Origin of the sequence: Variovorax sp. 160MFSha2.1 (assembly GCF_048305075.1) — a bacterium.
Taxonomy (GTDB): domain Bacteria; phylum Pseudomonadota; class Gammaproteobacteria; order Burkholderiales; family Burkholderiaceae_C; genus Variovorax; species Variovorax guangxiensis.
In genome coordinates this window covers 2,308,519-2,326,940 of record NZ_CP157624.1, presented here as the reverse complement: position 1 = coordinate 2,326,940, position 18,422 = coordinate 2,308,519, and the positions used below count along the sequence as shown (strand labels likewise).

Annotated in this window: 16 protein-coding genes; 7 read left to right on the top strand and 9 right to left on the bottom strand. The window is 67.4% G+C overall.

Annotation, left to right across the window (positions count from 1 at the left end; translation table 11 throughout):
- Positions 1-40: 40 nt before the first annotated feature.
- On the bottom strand, positions 41-1,702 hold the full coding sequence (gene ettA, locus ABL838_RS10275) for an energy-dependent translational throttle protein EttA (protein ID WP_126024130.1): 1,662 nt from the start codon (positions 1,700-1,702) through the stop codon (positions 41-43).
- Between the two features lie 301 nt (positions 1,703-2,003).
- On the opposite strand from ettA, the gene ABL838_RS10270 reads away from it, so the two are divergent.
- Both ABL838_RS10270 and ABL838_RS10265 read left to right on the top strand, forming a co-directional pair.
- Positions 2,004-3,770, top strand: a complete 1,767-nt coding sequence (locus tag ABL838_RS10270) for a DEAD/DEAH box helicase (RefSeq protein ID WP_418125235.1) — start codon at positions 2,004-2,006, stop codon at positions 3,768-3,770.
- 143 nt (positions 3,771-3,913) lie between these two features.
- The gene (locus ABL838_RS10265; protein ID WP_418125234.1) at positions 3,914-4,951 is read left to right on the top strand and encodes an endonuclease/exonuclease/phosphatase family protein; all 1,038 of its coding nucleotides are present in this window, start codon (positions 3,914-3,916) and stop codon (positions 4,949-4,951) included.
- A gap of 12 nt (positions 4,952-4,963) precedes the next feature.
- Here the strand turns inward: ABL838_RS10265 and ABL838_RS10260 are convergent, their stop codons facing one another.
- The 5 genes from ABL838_RS10260 to ABL838_RS10240 all read right to left on the bottom strand — a co-directional run bounded on the left by ABL838_RS10260 (position 4,964) and on the right by ABL838_RS10240 (position 10,073).
- Complete coding sequence (locus tag ABL838_RS10260; protein WP_126024127.1) at positions 4,964-6,034, bottom strand: ABC transporter ATP-binding protein; 1,071 nt, start codon at positions 6,032-6,034, stop codon at positions 4,964-4,966.
- 25 nt (positions 6,035-6,059) lie between these two features.
- On the bottom strand, positions 6,060-6,911 hold the full coding sequence (locus ABL838_RS10255; protein WP_126024126.1) for a carbohydrate ABC transporter permease: 852 nt from the start codon (positions 6,909-6,911) through the stop codon (positions 6,060-6,062).
- Positions 6,908-7,792, bottom strand: a complete 885-nt coding sequence (locus ABL838_RS10250) for a carbohydrate ABC transporter permease (protein WP_418125233.1) — start codon at positions 7,790-7,792, stop codon at positions 6,908-6,910. Before ABL838_RS10250 ends, ABL838_RS10255 begins: the two co-directional genes overlap by 4 nt.
- Before the next feature lie 49 nt (positions 7,793-7,841).
- Positions 7,842-9,224, bottom strand: a complete 1,383-nt coding sequence (locus ABL838_RS10245; RefSeq protein WP_126024124.1) for an ABC transporter substrate-binding protein — start codon at positions 9,222-9,224, stop codon at positions 7,842-7,844.
- 105 nt (positions 9,225-9,329) lie between these two features.
- The gene (locus ABL838_RS10240) at positions 9,330-10,073 is read right to left on the bottom strand and encodes a FadR/GntR family transcriptional regulator (protein ID WP_126024123.1); all 744 of its coding nucleotides are present in this window, start codon (positions 10,071-10,073) and stop codon (positions 9,330-9,332) included.
- A gap of 149 nt (positions 10,074-10,222) precedes the next feature.
- Between ABL838_RS10240 and ABL838_RS10235 the strand changes: the two genes are divergently transcribed.
- From ABL838_RS10235 to ABL838_RS10215, 5 genes are all read left to right on the top strand, one after another.
- Positions 10,223-11,959: an IlvD/Edd family dehydratase gene (locus tag ABL838_RS10235; protein WP_126024122.1), complete on the top strand. Its 1,737-nt coding sequence runs from the start codon at positions 10,223-10,225 to the stop codon at positions 11,957-11,959.
- Positions 11,960-12,868: a 2-dehydro-3-deoxygalactonokinase gene (locus ABL838_RS10230; protein WP_126024121.1), complete on the top strand. Its 909-nt coding sequence runs from the start codon at positions 11,960-11,962 to the stop codon at positions 12,866-12,868. It begins immediately after the preceding gene.
- The gene (locus tag ABL838_RS10225) at positions 12,865-13,512 is read left to right on the top strand and encodes a 2-dehydro-3-deoxy-6-phosphogalactonate aldolase (RefSeq protein WP_184636121.1); all 648 of its coding nucleotides are present in this window, start codon (positions 12,865-12,867) and stop codon (positions 13,510-13,512) included. Before ABL838_RS10230 ends, ABL838_RS10225 begins: the two co-directional genes overlap by 4 nt.
- Before the next feature lie 31 nt (positions 13,513-13,543).
- Entirely contained in the window at positions 13,544-14,281 is a 738-nt protein-coding gene (locus tag ABL838_RS10220; protein ID WP_418125232.1) for an aldolase, read from the top strand.
- Positions 14,282-14,475: 194 nt separating this feature from the next.
- Positions 14,476-14,787 (top strand): hypothetical protein, encoded by a 312-nt coding sequence (locus ABL838_RS10215; RefSeq protein WP_184636118.1) that lies wholly within the window; start codon positions 14,476-14,478, stop codon positions 14,785-14,787.
- Positions 14,788-14,829: 42 nt separating this feature from the next.
- On the opposite strand, the gene ABL838_RS10210 is transcribed toward ABL838_RS10215, so the two are convergent.
- From ABL838_RS10210 to ABL838_RS10200, 3 genes are read right to left on the bottom strand one after another with little or no spacing between them, the layout of a single operon-like run.
- Complete coding sequence (locus ABL838_RS10210) at positions 14,830-15,546, bottom strand: SDR family oxidoreductase (RefSeq protein WP_418125231.1); 717 nt, start codon at positions 15,544-15,546, stop codon at positions 14,830-14,832.
- Between the two features lie 43 nt (positions 15,547-15,589).
- Positions 15,590-17,011: an MATE family efflux transporter gene (locus ABL838_RS10205; protein ID WP_418125230.1), complete on the bottom strand. Its 1,422-nt coding sequence runs from the start codon at positions 17,009-17,011 to the stop codon at positions 15,590-15,592.
- Between the two features lie 19 nt (positions 17,012-17,030).
- Positions 17,031-18,344 carry an MFS transporter gene (locus tag ABL838_RS10200; RefSeq protein WP_418119777.1) on the bottom strand — a complete coding sequence of 438 codons (1,314 nt, stop codon included), beginning with the start codon at positions 18,342-18,344 and terminating at the stop codon, positions 17,031-17,033.
- Positions 18,345-18,422: the final 78 nt, after the last annotated feature.

Below are 18,422 nucleotides of genomic sequence, written 5' to 3'. Positions count from 1 at the left end.
GGCGTAGCGACACGAGGTGCGCGCAGCCTGGGGGCGAGCCTTATTTCAGGGCTTTGTAGCGCATGCGCTTGGGCTTGGCGCCCTCTTCGCCCAGGCGCTTCTTCTTGTCGGCTTCGTACTCCTGGTAGTTGCCATCGAAGAAGGTCCACTGGCTGTCGCCTTCGGCCGCGAGGATGTGCGTGGCGATGCGGTCGAGGAACCAGCGGTCGTGGCTGATCACCATGACCGTGCCGGCGAACTCGAGCAGCGCGTCTTCCAGGGCGCGCAGGGTTTCCACGTCGAGGTCGTTCGACGGTTCGTCCAGCAGCAGCACGTTGCCGCCCGCGATCAGCGTCTTGGCCAGGTGCAGGCGGCCGCGTTCACCGCCCGACAGCGTGCCGACCTTCTTCTGCTGGTCGGCGCCGTTGAAGTTGAAGCGGCCCGCGTAGGCGCGGCTGGCCATCTGGAACTTGCCGACGTTGATGATGTCGAGGCCGCCCGAGATGTCTTCCCACACGGTCTTCTGGTCGGCCAGAGCGTCGCGCGCCTGGTCGACGAAGGCCATCTTCACGGTCTGGCCGATGGTGACCTCGCCCGAATCCGGCTTCTCCTTGCCCGCCAGCAGCTTGAACAGCGTCGACTTGCCGGCGCCGTTCGGGCCGATGATGCCGACGATGGCACCGGCCGGCACGTTGAAGCTCAGGTTGTCGATCAGCATGCGGTCGCCGAAGGACTTGCTGACGTTCTTGAACTCGAACACCTGGCTGCCCAGGCGGTCGGCCACGGGAATGAAGATTTCCTGCGTTTCGTTGCGCTTCTGGTATTCGACGTCGCTCAGCTCCTCGAAGCGGGCCAGGCGAGATTTGCTCTTGGCCTGGCGCGCCTTCGGGTTCTGGCGCGACCACTCGAGTTCCTTCTTCAGGGCCTTGGCATGGGCTTCCTCGCTCTTTTGCTCCTGCGCCAGGCGCTCGCCCTTCTGCTCGAGCCAGGTGCTGTAGTTGCCCTTCCATGGAATGCCGCGGCCGCGGTCCAGTTCGAGGATCCACTCGGCGGCGTTGTCGAGGAAGTAGCGGTCGTGGGTGATGGCCACCACCGTGCCGGGGAAGCGCTGCAGGAACACTTCGAGCCATTCGACCGATTCGGCGTCAAGGTGGTTGGTCGGTTCGTCGAGCAGCAGCATGTCGGGCTTGCTCAGCAGCAGGCGGCACAGCGCCACGCGGCGCTTTTCACCGCCCGAGAGCACGCCGATCTTGGCGTCCCAGGCCGGCAGGCGCAGCGCGTCGGCGGCGATCTCGAGCTGGTGCTCGGAGTCGGTGCCGGCGGTGGCGATGATGGCTTCGAGCTCGGCCTGCTCGGCCGCAAGCGCGTCGAAGTCGGCGTCTTCGGCTGCGTACAGCTCGTAGACCTCTTCCAGGCGCTTCTTGGCGGCGTTGACGGCGCCCATCGATTCCTCGACCGATTCGCGCACCGTGTGCTCGGGGTTGAGCTTGGGCTCCTGCTCCAGGTACCCGATGGTCAGGCCGGGCATGGGCAGCGCCTCGCCCTCGATTTCCTTGTCGACGCCCGCCATGATCTTGAGCAGCGTGGACTTGCCCGAGCCGTTCAGGCCGAGCACGCCGATCTTGGCGCCGGGGAAGAAGGACAGCGAAATGTCTTTCAAGATCTGCCGCTTGGGCGGCACGGTCTTGCTGACACGGTTCATCGAATAGACGTATTGAGCCATGTGTGGTTTTGTTACCTTGGGTAGCGGGATTCGAGGGAATGCGCGGCCGCCGGAATGGAGCCATTCGGGCGCGGCAAACCACCGATTATCGACTCATGCGACAATAGGCTCCGTTGCCGGGTCCAGTTGCCCGCGACACCGGCTCTCTGCCGGGGACGAAGAAAGGTCCATTTCAACCCTTTTGCGAGGGCGGACTTTCCGGCTCCCACCCCTGACCCTCATCTGCCTTGACTGGCTCGGCGTCAACAAGACGCCAAGCGGGCCGATGCCACTGCGCCGTGTATGGCGCTTATTGTTTTCAATGACTTTTGACGAACTGAAGCTGGCTCCCGCCATCTTGAAGGCTGTGCACGAGCACGGTTACGACACCCCCACCCCCATCCAGGCGCAAGCCATCCCCGCCGTCCTCGAGGGCCACGACCTGCTCGGCGGCGCCCAGACCGGCACCGGCAAGACCGCCGCCTTCACCCTGCCGATGCTGCACAAGCTCACCATGAGCCGCAGCGCCACCAACAAGTTCGGCGGCACCGGCATCCGCGCCCTGGTGCTGACCCCCACCCGCGAACTCGCCGCCCAGGTCGAGGAATCTGTGCGCACCTACGGCAAGTACCTGCAGCTGAGCTCCACCGTGATCTTCGGCGGCGTGGGCATGAACCCGCAGATCAGCAAGCTCAAGAGCGGCGTCGACATCCTCGTGGCCACCCCCGGCCGCCTGCTCGACCTGCAGCAGCAGGGCATGCTCGACCTGGGCCAGGTCCAGATGCTGATCCTCGACGAAGCCGACCGCATGCTCGACATGGGCTTCATCCACGACGTGAAGAAGGTCCTGGCGCTGGTGCCCAAGGAAAAGCAGAGCCTGCTGTTCTCGGCCACCTTCAGCGACGAGATCCGCGACCTGGCCGCCACCCTGCTGCGCAACCCGCAGAGCATCCAGGTCACGCCGCGCAACACCACGGTGCAGCGCATCACCCAGGTGATCCACCCCGTGGGCCGCGGCAAGAAGAAGGCGCTGCTCGCGCACATCATCAACGAGAACAAGTGGAGCCAGGTGCTGGTGTTCACGCGCACCAAGTTCGGCGCCAACAGCGTGGCCGAATTCCTCACCAAGAACGGCATCGAGGCGATGGCGCTGCACGGCAACAAGAGCCAGAGTGCACGCACGCAGGCGCTGGCCGGCTTCAAGAGCGGCGAGCTGCGCGCGCTGGTGGCCACCGACATCGCCGCGCGAGGCATCGACATCGACGAGCTGCCGCACGTCGTGAACTACGAGATTCCCAACGTCAGCGAAGACTACGTGCACCGCATCGGCCGCACGGGCCGCGCCGGCTCCAGCGGCGAGGCCGTGAGCTTCGTGTGCCTGGACGAGGAAGGCTTCATGCAGGAGATCGAGCGCTTCACCAAGCAGACGATTCCCGTGCAGGTCATCGAGGGCTTCGGCCCCGAGGAAGGCGAGCGCGCCGAGCCCATCGCCATGGGCCGCCAGACCATCTGGGGCGGCGCCGGCCGTCCGCCGAGCCGCGAAGTCATGCAAGCGGCCGCCAAGGCCGCGCGCACCGAGATGCTGCAGCGCATCCGCGAGAACAAGGCCGGCCAGGGCGGCGGCAACGGCAATGGCGGCGGCCAGCGCCGTGGCGGCGGCCAGGGTGGCAACGGCCAGGGCCGCAATGCCAATGGCGGCGGCCAGGGTCAAGGACAAGGCCAGGGCCCGCGCGGCCAGGGCGCGCGTCCGCAACAGCAGCCGCGCAACCCGCAGGGTCCGGCACGCGCTCCGCAGCATCACCATCACGCTCCGCACGAGGAGCGCCAGCCGCGCCATCACGGCAACAGCCACAGCCCGACGCAGGCCAACCAGGTCGCGCACCTGCGCGCCGAATCGGTCGGAGGCGGCGCCGGCCAGCCCGATCCGCTGCGCACCAGCGTCGACCACATGGGCGGCCGCGGTCGCGGCGGCCGCTCGGGCGGCGGTGGCTACGGTGGCGGCGGTGGTGGCCGTCGCTCGGGTGGCGGTGGCGGCTACGGCGGTGGCAACCGCTCCGGCGGTGGCGGTGGCCGTTCGTTCGGCCGCTGAGATCCGCCGGTAGCGCCAGCCTGCTACCGCCAGGAATCGGAAAAGGGCATCCGGCACACCGCCGGGTGCCCTTTTTTCATGGGGTTTTCCTGCGCCGCGGCACAGGGCGGCTGGACGACGACTCAAGACACAATCGTCACGCCATGCAATACATCCCGCCCAACTACGCCACCCTCTTCGTAGCCACCTGCAACCTCCTCAATCTCGCGGCCCCGAACCGCGTGTACTACGAGAACCAGGACGCCTACACCGAGCGCGAGTACGAGCGGAAGATCGATTGGACCGGTGAGCGTTTCCACGCGCTCAATGCCGACGTGCTGGCGGTGCAGGAGGTGTGGGACGAATCGGCGCTGAAGGCCTGCATCGCGCGCAGCGGCCTGCGCTACGACTTCATCTCGGTGCCCGGCGCGGAGAACACGCCGCCGCCCGGCAGCCCCGCGGGCACGCCCGGGAGGCCAGGCGCAGAGGGCACGCCGCGCGTGGGCATCGCGACGCGGCTGAAGGTGGACGAGGTCCGCTCCTTCGTCGACTTTCCGCCCGGCTTCGGCGTCGATGTGCCTGGGCTCGGTCCGCACACGCGCTTCGAGCGGCCTCCCCTGCTCGCCACGGTTCGCATGAAGCACGGCCAGCAGGTGCACGTGCTCACGGTGCACCTGAAGTCCAAGCGCCCCAAGTTCCTGCAGGACGCGCAGGGCAACCCGCTGGAAGACCGCGACGACCGCAAGGTGGGCGTGATGGCTTCGCTGCGCTCGCTGCTGATGCGCGGCGCCGAGGCCGCCGCCCTGCGCTGCATCGTGATCGACCTGCTGCAGGGCACCAACGTGCCGCTGGTGGTGATGGGCGACTTCAACGACAACCCGCACAGCGTGACCACCCAGCTCGTGGCCGCCACCTCCGAGGTGGCCTACGACAAGGCGGCGCGCGACGTGGCCCTCTTCAACGCCTACGAGATGCAGGGCGAGTCGGCACTCAAGAAGGACGTGGCCTATTCGCACATCCACCAGGGCTACCCGGACGTGCTCGACCAGATCTTCGTGAGCGAGGAATTCGTCGCCACCAGCCGGCACAGCCTGGGCGACGTGCGGCGCGTCGACTACTTCAACGACCACCTGCACGAAGGGCGCGACCGCTCGCGCTCGGACCACGGCTTCGTGCGCGCCCTGCTGCGGCTGCGCACGTAGCCACGATCGGGCTCAGCCCATGCGGCGGCCGGTCTGCCGGTCGAACAGGTGCACGTTCTCCGACTCGATGGCGAGCCGCACGATGTCGTCGGGCCCGGCATCGACCCGGCCGTGCACCGCGAGCACCAGCCTGGCCTCGCCGACCTGCACCAGCAGTTCGGTCTCGGCGCCGGTAGGCTCCACGACGACGACCCTGGCTTCCACGCCGTGCGAGCCGCCGCCCAGCGTCATGTCGCCGGGGCGGATGCCGTAGTGCACCGGCTGGCCGTCGGGCACCGCGGTCGCGGCCGGAACCGGCCAGCGCGCACCCTGCGACTCGACCCAGCATTCCCCGCCCGAGCGCCGCACCGTGCCCTCGATGACGTTCATCGAGGGCGAACCGATGAACTGCGCGACGAAGAGGTTGTCGGGACGGTCGTACAGCTCCAGCGGCGTGCCGATCTGCTCGATGATGCCGTCGTGCATCACGACGATGCGGTCGGCCATGGTCATGGCCTCGATCTGGTCATGCGTCACGTAGACGGTGGTGGTCTTCAGCCTCTGGTGCAGCGCCTTGATCTCGGCGCGCATCGCCACGCGCAGCTTGGCGTCGAGGTTCGACAGCGGCTCGTCGAAGAGAAACACCTTCGGGTCGCGCACGATGGCGCGGCCCATGGCCACGCGCTGGCGCTGGCCGCCCGAGAGTTCGCGCGGATAGCGGCCCAGCAGCGCGTCGAGGTTGAGGATCTTCGCGGCCTTGGCCACGCGCTCGTCGGTCACCGACTTGTCGGCGTTGCGCAGGCGCAGGCTGAAGCCCATGTTCTCGCCCACCGTCATGTGCGGATAGAGCGCGTAGCTCTGGAACACCATCGCGATGTCGCGGTCCTTGGACTCGAGGTCGTTGACCACGCGGCCGTCGATGACGATCTCGCCGCCGCTGATGTCCTCCAGGCCCGCGAGCATGCGAAGCAGCGTCGACTTGCCGCAGCCCGAGGGGCCGACCAGCACGACGAACTCGCCGTCGGTGATGTCGAAGCCCAGGCCCTTGATGATCTGGACCTTGCCGAAGGATTTCTGGATATTGCGAAAGGATACGGATGCCATTTTTTCGTTTCCTGCGTGGGCTTTTTCAGCTCTTGACTGCGCCGGCGGTTATTCCGCCGACCATGTAGCGCTTGAATGCGTAATAGATCGCCGCCGGGGGCAGCGCGTAGATCAGGCCGGTGGCCATCAGCAGCTCCCACGGCGAATCGTCGGCCGAGAGGAAGTTGCCCAGCGCCACGGCCAGCGTCACGCTCTTGTCGTTGGACAGCAGCAGGAAGGCATAGAGGTACTCGTTCCAGGCCAGCAGCAGCGAATACGTGCCCACGGCCACCAGCGAAGGCACCATCAGCGGCAGGTACACGAGGCGGAACAGCTGCAGCGGCGAGGCGCCGTCCATGCGCGCGGCCTCGTCGAGCTCGTAGGGCAGCTTGTCGGAGGCCTGCTTCAGCACCCAGATGCAGTACGGCGAAGCGATGGTCACCATCGCGAGGATCAGCGCCCACTGGCTGTTGAGCAAGCCGTAGTTGCCCATGGTCTTGTACATGGGCACCGCGAGGAAGGCCGCCGGGATGAAGTAGGTGAACAGCGCCATGTTCATCACCGTGCGCCCGCCGCGCACGCGCAGCCGGCTGATGGCGAACGCCGCCGTGGTCGCCACGAAGAGCGTGAGCGCGCCCACCGACAGCGCGATCAGCAGCGAGTTCCACAGCTGCAGCCAGAAGTGGTCGAGGTAGAAGTGCTTCTGCTGGAACACGATGCGGAAGTTGTCCAGCGTCGGACTCTTGGGCCACAGGTGGCCCGAGGTCGCGGAGTCCTTCGACGAGATCGCGAACAGCACCATGTGGTAGACCGGGATCAGCGTCCACAGCAGCACGGGGATGCCGATGAGCAGCAGCCGGGCCTCGGTGAGCACGGCTCTTGGTGTCCAGCGCTTCATTTCGAGAGCCTCTTCATCATGAAGTAAACCAGCGGCAGAACGAGCGGCATCGCCACCACGATGGAAGCCATCGACAGGTCGACCTGGTCGAGGCGCAGGTAGCGGATGCCCAGCGTGGCGAGCACGTGCGTGAGGTCGGCCGGGCCGCCGCCGGTCAGCAGGTAGACGCTGTTGAAGTCGCCCAGCGTCCAGATCATCGAGAGGATGAGCGAGGTGATGTAGAGCGTCTTCAACGCCGGCCAGCTCACGAAGCGGAACTTCTGCCACGACGAGGCGCCGTCGACGGAAGCAGCCTCGTACTGCTCGGTGGGAATGGCCAGGCGGCCCGCCACGAGGATGAGCGTCCAGAACGGCAGCGACTTCCAGATGTGCACGATCATCGCGAAGGCCAGCGCCAGCGAGGGATCGTTGAGCCAGTTGGGGCCGTCGGCACCGCTCAGGCGGAAGATGGTGCTGTTGATCACGCCCCACTCCGGGTTCAGCATGAAGCGGATCGACAGGATCGTGGGAATGGAGGGCATCGCCCACGGCAGGATGAAGATCGCCGAGACGATCTTGATCCACCAGCGCGATGTCACGAAGAAGCCCGAGAGCACGAGTGCCACGAGCATCTTGAGGTTGATCGCCACGACCAGGAAGATGGCCGTGTTGATCACGGAGCGGAAGAAGATCGGGTCTTCGACCAGCTTCACGTAGCTTTGCGGATGGCGGGCGAGCCAGAGGCCGTAGCCCACCGGGTACAGCACGAACACCACGAACACCAGCAGGTAGGGCACGACCATGACCGCGCCCCAGAACTGCCAGCGCGCATGCCGCGCTCCGGGATTGACGACAGGCGCCGAAGTACTCGGCGCGGCGGCGGAGGCAGTTGCGCTGCTCATGGCGTGCTGCTGATGGTGAACGTGCCGACGGGTACCGTGCGGGCGCGGCTTACTGGCCCGCCACCGTCTTGATACGGGCGATCATCTCGTCCACCGCCTTGTCCACCGGCACCTTGTCGGTGACGATGCGGCTCATGGCCTTGGCCCAGACGTTCTCGTTGTTCAGCACGGTGAACTTGTAGTTCTTCGTGAATTCGAAGGTCACGGTGCCGGCGGCGTACTGGTTGTAGACCGAGAGGCGGTGCGGGTCTGCCTTCCAGAAGTCACGCTGCTGCGCGGCCTTGGTCACCGGGAACCAGCGGCCCAGCGAGCCTTCGACGTACGGCGTCAGGTTCTCTTCCTGCATCAGGAACGAGACGAACTCCTTGGCGCGGGCCTTGTTCTTCGCGTCCTTGAACACCACGCCGGTCTTCACGGCCGTGCGGTAGACCATCTTGCTGCCGTCGGGCTTGTTCGGGAAGCCGGCCGTGCGGATGCGCTCGGTGTAGTTCTTGCGCGCCTCTTCACGCTGCTCGGGCGTGAGCGAGGCGTTGTTCGAATCGTCGAGCCACTTGGCGGCGATGGAGATGGTCGCGTTGTGCGTCATCACGGTCGTCTTGTTGTGGAACGCGACGTTGTTGTCCGGGTCCTTCCAGCTGGTGGAAGAAGGCGGCGTGCAGCCCTTGACGTAAGGCGTGGTGTAGTCGGTCATGGCCCCGATGAGGCCGGTGCGCACCTTCGGGTCGTCGACCAGCAGCTTGCCGTTGTCGTCCACCAGCTTGACGTTGTAGGCGTCCATGAAGGTCAGGAACGAATAGAACGCGTCGCTCGAGTCCACGCCCATCGGCATGCCGATGCCGAAGTTGCGCTTGCCGCTCTTCTGGCGGCTGGCTGGCTGCACTTTCTCGCACCAGAACGACCAGTAGTCCTTCCAGCCGGTGGGAATGTCGGACTCCTTGAACCCGGCTTCGGCCAGCATGTCGAGCCAGTACTCGATGTGCATGGTCTGCTGCTTGATCGGGAAGGCGTAGTACGCCTTGCTCTTGGTCTGGTCGTTGTAGAGGTAGGTGGTCTCCAGCGTGTTCGGCGCGAAGCGGTCCTTCATGGGCGTTAGCACGCTGCTGATGTCCTCGAGCTTGCCGTCGTAGGCCCACTTGCCCGTGACCTGGAAGTCGTAGACGTCGGCGTACGCCACGTCGGGCGGGCTGCCCGAGTCGAGCGCGGACACGGTCTTGGGGATCATGTCCTGGATCGGGTACTGCGAGAGTTCGATCTTGACGTTCTTGTTCTTCTCTTCGAACTTCTTGATGGCGGCGAACAGTGCGTCGTCCTCCGCCTTGTAGAAGCCCTTGACCCACCAGACGGTGAGTTTCTCCTGCGCGGCGACGTGGCCTGCCGACAGCAGGCCCATCGCGACCAGCGTCGGCGCGATCAGCGACTTGACGAATTTCATGGACGTTGTCTCCTTCTCTTCTGGGGTGGAATCTGCTCGGCGCGCGAGCGTGGGGGGTGAAAGAACCGGAAGTGGACCGTGAGCGCCGCCAGTGCGCCTGGCTGGCTAACTGGCCCTGAGCCTGGGTGGCGGCCTGCTCAGCCGCGGCAGCCGGCGGCGCGAGCCCAGCACGTCCTCGATGTCCTGGCGGGCGCCGTCGATGAGCCGGAGGATCGCGCGTTCCGCGACGTCGGGGTCGTGCGCGATCACCGCGTCGAGCACAGCGCGGTGCAGCGGCAGCGAGAGCGTGGGGCCGTCGGGCTTGGTGGTCGATATCTCGAAGCTGGTGCGCAGCAATGCGTTGAGCACCTTGCTCATCTGCGCAATCATCCTGTTGCGCGCGGCCCCCAGCAGGCCATTGTGAAAGCGCAGGTCGAAGGTGACGTAGTCGCCGCCGTTCTCCACGGCTTCCTTCATGCCGGCGTAGGCACGCTCGATCTCGTCGATGTCTTCCGCGGTGGCCCTCTCCGCGGCCAGCCGCACCGCCGCCGGCTCCACCGCGCGGCGCAGGTCCTGCAGGTCGCGCAGGAACTCGGGCGTGAGGCCGGCGCGCGCCTGCCAGGTGATGACGTCAGGGTCGAACCAGTTCCACTTGTCCTTGGGCAGCACGCGCGTGCCGACCTTCGGGCCGGTCACGATCAGGCCCTTGGCCACCAGCGACTTGATGGCCTCCCGCACCACGGTACGGCTCACGCCCAGCTCCTCGCCGAGCACGGGCTCGGACGGGATGGATGCACCGATCGCATAGCGGCCCGACACCACGGCTTCACCGAGGAGTTCGAGCGTGCGACCGTGGATGTTCTTGATCATGCGTGATGTGAAAACTGGTATCCCGTCGCTCGAAAACACTAAGGGTCCGGCGCGTTGTTCGCGCTTATCATATGATGATTGAAACGCTCTATCGGCAGGACAAACCCTGAGGATCGGGCGCAGGTTTCGACAACAAAGAGAGACATCCAATGAGCACCGCCCCCAGGAAGAAACCCGAAGAACTCCGCAGCCAGCAATGGTTCGGCCGGCACGATCGCGACGGCTTCATCTACCGAAGCTGGATGAAGGGCAAGGGCGTTCCGCACGACCAGTTCGACGGCCGCCCGGTCATCGGCATCTGCAACACCTTCAGCGAACTCACGCCCTGCAACTCGCACTTCCGCACGCTCGCGGAGCAGGTGAAGATCGGCGTGTACGAAGCCGGCGGCTTCCCGCTCGAGTTCCCGGTGATGTCGCTCGGCGAGACGCTGCTGCGTCCCACCGCGATGCTGTATCGCAACCTCGCGAGCATGGACGTGGAGGAAAGCATCCGCGGCAACCCGCTCGACGGCGTGGTGCTGCTCATGGGCTGCGACAAGACCACGCCCGCGCTCATGATGGGCGCGGCCAGCGTCGACCTGCCGACCATCGGCGTGTCGGGCGGCCCGATGCTCTCGGGCAAGTGGCGCGGGCAGGAGCTCGGCTCGGGCACCGGCGTGTGGCAGATGAGCGAGCAGGTGCGCGCCGGCACGCTCAAGCTGCAGGAATTCTTCGAGGCCGAGAGCTGCATGCACCGCAGCCACGGCCACTGCATGACGATGGGCACCGCCAGCACCATGGCGAGCATGGTCGAGTCGCTGGGCATCGGCCTGCCGGGCAACGCGGCCTACCCTGCCGTGGACGGCCGCCGCAACGTGCTGGCGCGGCAGGCGGGCCGGCGCATCGTCGGCATGGTGCATGAAGACATGAACATGTCGAAGATCCTCACGCGCCAGGCCATCGAGAACGCGATCAAGGTCAACGCGGCCATCGGCGGCTCGACCAACTTCGTGATCCACCTGCTGGCCATCGCGGGACGCATGGGCGTCGAACTCACGCTGGAAGATTTCGACCGCCTCGCCTCCGAGCTGCCCTGCCTGGTGAACCTGCAGCCCTCGGGCCAGTTCCTGATGGAAGACTTCTGCTATGCGGGCGGCCTGCCGGTGGTCATCAAGGAGATCGCCGAGCACCTGCACAAGGACGTGATCACCGCCACCGGCCAGAGCCTGTGGGAGAACGTGAAGGACGCCGAGAACTTCAACCCGCAGGTCATCCGCCCCCTGGCCGAGCCCTTCAAGGACAAGGCCGGCATCTGCGTGCTGCGCGGCAACCTCGCGCCCAACGGCGCCATCATCAAGCCCAGTGCGGCCACGCCGGAGCTGCTGGTGCACAAGGGCCGTGCGGTGGTGTTCGAGAGCGCCGACGACCTGCACAGGCGCATCGACGACGAAAACCTCGACATCGACGAGAACTGCATCATGGTGCTGAAGAATTGCGGGCCCAAGGGCTACCCCGGCATGGCCGAGGCAGGCAACATGCCGCTGCCGCCGAAGGTGCTGCGCAAGGGCATCACAGACATGGTCCGCATCAGCGACGCGCGCATGAGCGGCACGGCCTACGGCACCGTGGTGCTGCACACCGCTCCCGAGGCGGCCGCCGGAGGCCCGCTGGCGCTGGTGCAGGACGGCGACATCGTCGAGCTCGACGTGCCCAATCGCAGGCTGCACCTGCACGTGAGCGACGAAGAGCTCGCGAAGCGCCGCGAGAAATGGGTCGCGCCCAAGGCGCCGCTCGAATCCGGTTACTGGAAGCTGTACGTCGATACGGTGCTGCAGGCCGACCAGGGAGCAGACCTGGCCTTCCTGCGCGGTCGCCGCGGTGCCTTCGTGCCGCGCGACAATCACTAGATGACAAGACTGGTTGCAATCGACTGGGGCACGAGTTCACTGCGCGGCGCGCTGCTTGATGCCAGCGGCAAGGTGCTTGAAGAGCGCAGCGATGCGCGCGGCATTCTCACGGTGCCCGAAGGCGGCTTTCCGGCCGTCTTCGACAAGCTCTTCGGCGACTGGATGCGCCTCGAAGGCGCGCGCTGCCTGATCTCCGGCATGGCCGGCAGCAAGCAGGGCTGGGTGGAGGCGCCCTACTGCGCCTGCCCCGCCGGCCGCGTCGAAGTGGGCCGCAAAATCATCGACATCGACGCCGTTGCGGGCGCGCGCATCGCGATCGTGCCGGGCCTGAGCGACGAGCACGCCGGCGTGCCCGACGTGATGCGCGGCGAGGAAGTGCAGATCTTCGGCGCGATGGAGCTCACCGGCCTGAGCGAAGGCGTCTTCGTGCTGCCCGGCACGCACAACAAGTGGGCATCGGTGAAGAAGGGCCGCGTCGCGGGCTTCCGCACCTACATGACGGGCGAGTTCTATGCGCTGCTGAGCCAGCACTCGATCCTCGCGCGCACGCTCGATGCATCGGCGCCGCTCGACGAGGCAGCCTTCCTCGAAGGCGTGACCCGCTCCGAGAACGGACACGGCCTGCTGCACAACGCCTTCGGCACGCGCACCCTCGCGCTGTTCGAGCGCATGCCGAAGGAGGAGCTGTCGAGCTACCTCTCGGGCCTGCTGATCGGCGAGGAGCTGCGCACGCAGGCGCTGCAGGCGTCGGGCGAAGTGATCCTGATCGGCTCGTCCAACCTCACCGAGCGCTACACGCTGGCCCTGCGCGCCACCGGCGTCGCCACGCGCACGCTCGGCGCCGAGGCCACATGGGCCGGGCTGCACGCGCTGTCCGGCTTTCTCGATTCCGACAGGACTCCCGCATGACCGCCCCCACTCCCCTCGAAAAATTCGACGCCGCGATGCGCGAGCTGCCGCTGGTGGCCATCCTGCGCGGCCTCACGCCGGCCGAAGCGGCCGACGTCGGTGACGCCATCGTCGAGCCCGGCTTCCGGCTGCTCGAAGTGCCGCTGAATTCGCCCCAGCCGCTCGAAAGCATCGCGCTCATGCGCAAGCGCTTTCCCCAGGCGCTGGTCGGCGCCGGCACGGTGCTCGGCGCGCAGCAGGTGCGCGAGGTGCATGCGGCGGGCGGCGAGCTGATCGTCTCGCCCAACTTCAATGCCGAAGTCGTCGTCGAGGCTGTGCGGCTGGGCATGGTGTGCCTGCCCGGCGTGATGACGCCGACCGAGGCCTTCGGCGCGCTCGCGGCCGGCGCCACGGGGCTCAAGCTGTTCCCGGCCGAACTGGCCTCACCCGCCGTGGTGAAGGCGTTGCTGGCCGTGCTGCCGGCCGGCACGCCAGTGATGCCCGTGGGCGGCATCTCCCCCACGAACATGGCCGAGTGGCGCGCGGCCGGGGCCGCCGGCTTCGGCATCGGTTCCTCGCTCTACAAGCCGGGCAAGCAGGCCGCGGCGGTGCGCGAGGACGCCCGGAAATTCGTAGCGGCCTGGAAAGGCCTCACGCTCGCCTGATCCCCCAAAGAAGAAACAGGAGACCCCACCGATGTCCGCCGATGCCCTCTACGCCAGCCCCGCCGTGCGCAAGCTGCGCGAAGACCTCGCCCTCGCCCTGCGCGCCGCCGACCATCACGGCCTGTCGGAAGGCGTCTGCAACCACTTCAGCGTGATGCTGCCGGGCACGCAGGACCGCTATCTCATCAACCCGCGCGGCCTGCACTGGAGCGAGATCGGCCCCGACGACATCGTGCTCATCGACGTGCACGGCGAGGTGCTGGCGGGCCGCCATCGCGTGGAACCCACCGCCCTCTTCATCCACGGCGCGGTGCACCGGCTCACCGGCCATGCGGTCGTGCTGCACTGCCACATGCCCTACGCCACGGCGCTCACGATCACGGTCGACCGCGCGCTCGACCCGACCGCGAGCCAGAACGCGATGCGCTACATGAACCGCATCGCCATCGACGCGGAATACAACGGCCTCGCGCTCGACGACGCCGAGGGCGAGCGCATTGCCCGCGCGATGGCCGGCAAGGACGTGGCCTTTCTCGCGAACCACGGCGTGATCGTGGCCGGGGGCACCATCGCCCATGCCTACGACGATCTCTACTACCTGGAGCGCGCCTGCCTGCACCAGGTGATCGCGCAGTCGACCGGACGCCCGCTGGCGCCCGTGGACCCGAAACTGGCCGCCCACGTGGCGGCGCAGATCCAGGGCGAGCGCGAGCAGTCCGACCTGTTCTTCGGGGCGCTGCGCCGCCTCCTGCCAGCGCCGCGCGGCTGAACCTTCGGCCGATAGAGCCGATGGCCTACCCGCGGAGGTTTTCCGCGATGAAAAGTCCATTCACAATTGTGTCTTGCCCGTGCCGCACGTCGTGCGCACGGGTTACAGCTCTTCATCCGATTTCGCTCGAGCCTTACACCAACTTAACAAAGGGCAGCGAGGATGAGGCTTCCAACTCACAACCGGGGGATCAGATGAAAAAGCTCACTTTCGCATTCGGCGCCGCGGCCCTGCTCTCGCTGGCCGCCATCAGCGCACCCGCCCAGGCACAGACTGGCGGCTCGTTCATCCAGGCGCAGGTGTACGTCGTTCCGGCACCGCCGCCGCCGCGCCGCTACTACGCGCCGCCGCCTCCGCCGCGCCACTATTACGGCCCGGGCTACCGCCCTCACCACCACTACGACCGCCGCTGGGACGATCGCCGCCGCTACGGCCGCCGCGACAACGATGGCGACGGTGTGCCCAACCGCTACGACCGCCGCCCCAACAACCCTTACCGCTACTGACCAGGATGAACGAGACCCGGGCCCCGCGCCCGGGTTTCCCGTTCAGGCTGCCTGGGGCACGCTGGCGTAAGGGGGTGTCGCGCTCGACAGGCCCTGCTTGAGCTGCCGTGAAGTCTCGTCGGCAAGCACCTCGGCCTGGCCTGCTTCGAGGCCGGCCAGCGCCTGGCGCGCCACATCGTCCGGAGATGCCTTGGGCAGGCCCTGGATGTGTGCCGTCATGTCGGTGTCCATGTAGCCCACGTGCAGGCTCGTGACCTGCGTGCCCTGCCCGGCCAGTTCGTTGCGCAGCCCGTTGCTCAGCGACCACGCGGCCGACTTGGTCGCGCTGTAGGTCGCCACGCTCGGGAAGGTGGTCCAGGCCAGCGCCGACAGCACGTTGATCACCCCGCCGCCGCCGTTGGCCGCGAGCACCGGAGCGAAGGCCTGCGTCACCGCCCACAGGCCGAAGAAGTTGGTTTCGAATTCGGCGCGCGCGTTGGCCACCGCATCGGGCGAACCCAGGAAGCTGGAGCCGCGCGAGATGCCCGCATTGTTGACCAGCATCGTCACGTCGCCGCAGGCACGCACCGCCGCCTCGATCTGCGCGGGCTGTGTCACGTCGAGCGCCACCGGCGTCACGCCGGGCAGGTCGATGCTCTTGGGGTCGCGCGCGGCCCCATAGACCTTGTGCGCACCCGCGGCGAGCGCAGCCTTCGCGAAGGCGAGACCGAGGCCGCGATTGGCGCCGGTGATGAAGACCACGGAGTCCTTGATTTTCATGACGAGTCTTTCGTTGGTTGGTGGATGAATCGATGGCTGGATTTCAGGCTTGGGCCATGCGCCGCAGCAGCCCGCTGGTGGTTCGCGGCCAGCCCACGCGGCCGAACCAGGCGCCTCCCGCGATGGCGGATGCGGTCACGATGCCGTACACCGCCAGTGCCACGCCCTGCGCCGCGAACACGCCGGTGAGCCCGGCGCCCCATTGCAACGCAAGCAGGCCGCCGGTGCCAGCCACGGCCAGGCGCGCGATGTTGCCGAGCATCGGCCACAGCAGCCGGCCCGCGCCCTGCGAGGCGAAGTACAGCACCAGCCCGACGCCGAAGAGGCCGTACATCGGTCCGACCACGCGCAGGTAGTGCGAGCCGGTCTCCAGCATCGCCGGGTCGTTGCCGAACAGCAGCAGCCAAGGGCGCGGGAACAGCGCCGCCGCGAGGCCGATGGTCTCCGTGAGCGTGAAGGCCAGCGCCGCGCCGGCCCAGGTGGCGCGCAATGCCCGCTCGCGCAGCCCCGCGCCCATGCAGGTACCGACCATCGCCACCAGCGGCGCGCCCAGGCCGAACACCAGCGGCACCAGCAGGTATTCGAGCCGCGATGCCGTGCCGTAGCCGGCCAGCGCGCCCGAGCCGAAATGGCCGGTCAGCGCGGTGGCGATGCCGATGGAAAGATTGGTCGCCACCGTCGACACCGCGCCCACCAGGCCGATGCGCAGGATGTCGCGGAACAGCGGCCAGCGCAGCTTCAGCGCGTCGAGCGTGGGCTTGAGCAGGCTGCGCGGCGAGCGCAGATAGGCGATGAGCGCGATAGAGCCCAGCAGGTAGTACAGCAGCAGCGCGATCGCGCCGCCCGCGATGCCCATGCCCGGCAGCGGCCCGAAGCCGAAGATCAAGAGCGGCGACGCCGGAATGAGGAACACCACGCCCACCACCGTCACGTTGGCCGGCACAGACATGTTGCCTGTGCCGCGGATGATGGCGCCGAGCGAGTTGAAGAGCCACACCAGCGTCGCGCCCGCGAAGACCCAGTTGGAATACGTGAGCGCGGCTTCCAGCGCGGCCCCGGTGCCGCCCATCACGCCGTAGAGCCAGCGCCCGCCCAAAAGCAGCGCCAGAGTGAAGCAAAGGCCGAAGCCCAGCGCGATGACGACGGCGTGCCACACCAGCGCATTCGCATCGTCGCGGCGGCGCGCGCCGAGCGCACGGGCGATGGACGAGGCGATGCCGCCGCCCATGGCGCCGCTGGAGGTCATCTGCATCAGCATCACGATGGGGAATACCAGCGCCATGCCGGCGAGCGCATCGGTGCCCAGCTTGCCGACGAAGTAGGTCTCGATGAGGCCGACGCAGGCCTGCGCCACCATCACCAGCACATTGGGCGCGGCCAGGCGCAGCAGCGTGGGGACGATGGGAGCCTCGAGCAGGCGGCGCGTGCGCGGATCGAGTTCGGTGGTGCCGTGGGGTGTGGTCATGGCTGGAGCCTTGGCGGGTTCAGGCACGGGCCGCAGCCGGCGTGGCCGGGGAGCCGGACTTCGCAGCCGGGCGGCGGATGGTCATCACGATCAGCGCCGCCACCAGGCAGGCCGCGCCGGCGGTGTAGAGCGCCGGGGTGTAGGTCAGTAGCAGCGTGCGTGCGAAGCCGGCGCCGTACGCAGCCGTGGCGGCTCCCAACTGGTGCGCGGCGAAAACCCAGCCGAACACCAGGCCGACCTTTGCCGGGCCGAAGGCTGCACCGGCGAGCTTGACGGTCGGCGGCACGGTGGCGATCCAGTCGAGGCCGTAGAACATCGCGAAGATGCCCAGGCCGTAGATGGTGAACTCCGAATGCGGCAGCCAGAAGAGCGACAGCCCGCGCAGGCCGTAGTACCAGAAGAGCAGCTTGCGGTTGTCGTAGCGGTCCGAGAGCCAGCCCGACAGGATCGTGCCGACGAAGTCGAAGGCCCCCATCATCGCGAGCACCGATGCTGCCGGCACGGCGCTCATGCCGTAGTCGCCGCACAGCGAGATGAAGTGCGTCTGCACCAGGCCGTTGGTGCTCAGGCCGCAGATGAAGAAGGTGCCGGCCAGGACCCAGAAGGTGCGGTTGGTCGAGACTTCCTTCAGCACGCGAAAGGGCGTGGCGAAGTTCATCGCGGGCGCGGCTGCGGCGGGCGCCGCGGGCTGCGTGCCGGGTGCCTCGCCGTAGGGCAGCAGGCCAACGTCGGAGGGCCGGTTGCGCATCAGCAGCAGCGCCAGCAGGCCGATGAGGATGGTGCCGATCACGATCGGCACGATGGCCGAGCGCCAGCCCCAGTGCTCGATCATCCAGGCCGCCAGCGGCAGGAAGGCCAGTTGCCCCGTCGCCGAACTCGCAGTGAGCATGCCCACCACCAGCCCGCGCCGCGCGACGAACCAGCGGTTGGCCACCACTGCGCCGAGCACCAGCGCCGTCATGCCGGTACCCAGGCCCAGCATCAGGCTCCAGAGCACGAAGAGCTGCCAGAGCTGCGAGGCCATGGTGACCAGCGCCATGCCCAGCCCGACGAGCGCGAGGCCGGTGCAGACCACCGCGCGCAGGCCATAGCGCTCCATCAGCACGGCGGCGAACGGCCCCATCAGCCCGAAGAGCGCGAAGCGCAGTGCCAGCGACGAGGAGATCTGCTCGGTGCTCCAGCCGAATTCCTTGCCCAGCGGCTGCAGCATGGCGCCGGGCAGGCCCAGCGCGGCCGACATGGTCAGCATGGTGAGGAAGGTGATGGCGGCGACGATCCAGCCGTAGTGGATGCCGCGGCGCTGCAGCCACGCGGAAACGGAGTTGGCGAACATGGGGCCTCTGCTGTTGGAATTGAATGGGAGGAAAAAAAGGCGAAACGGGACCCTCGCGCGCCTGTGCGCACGATTGAG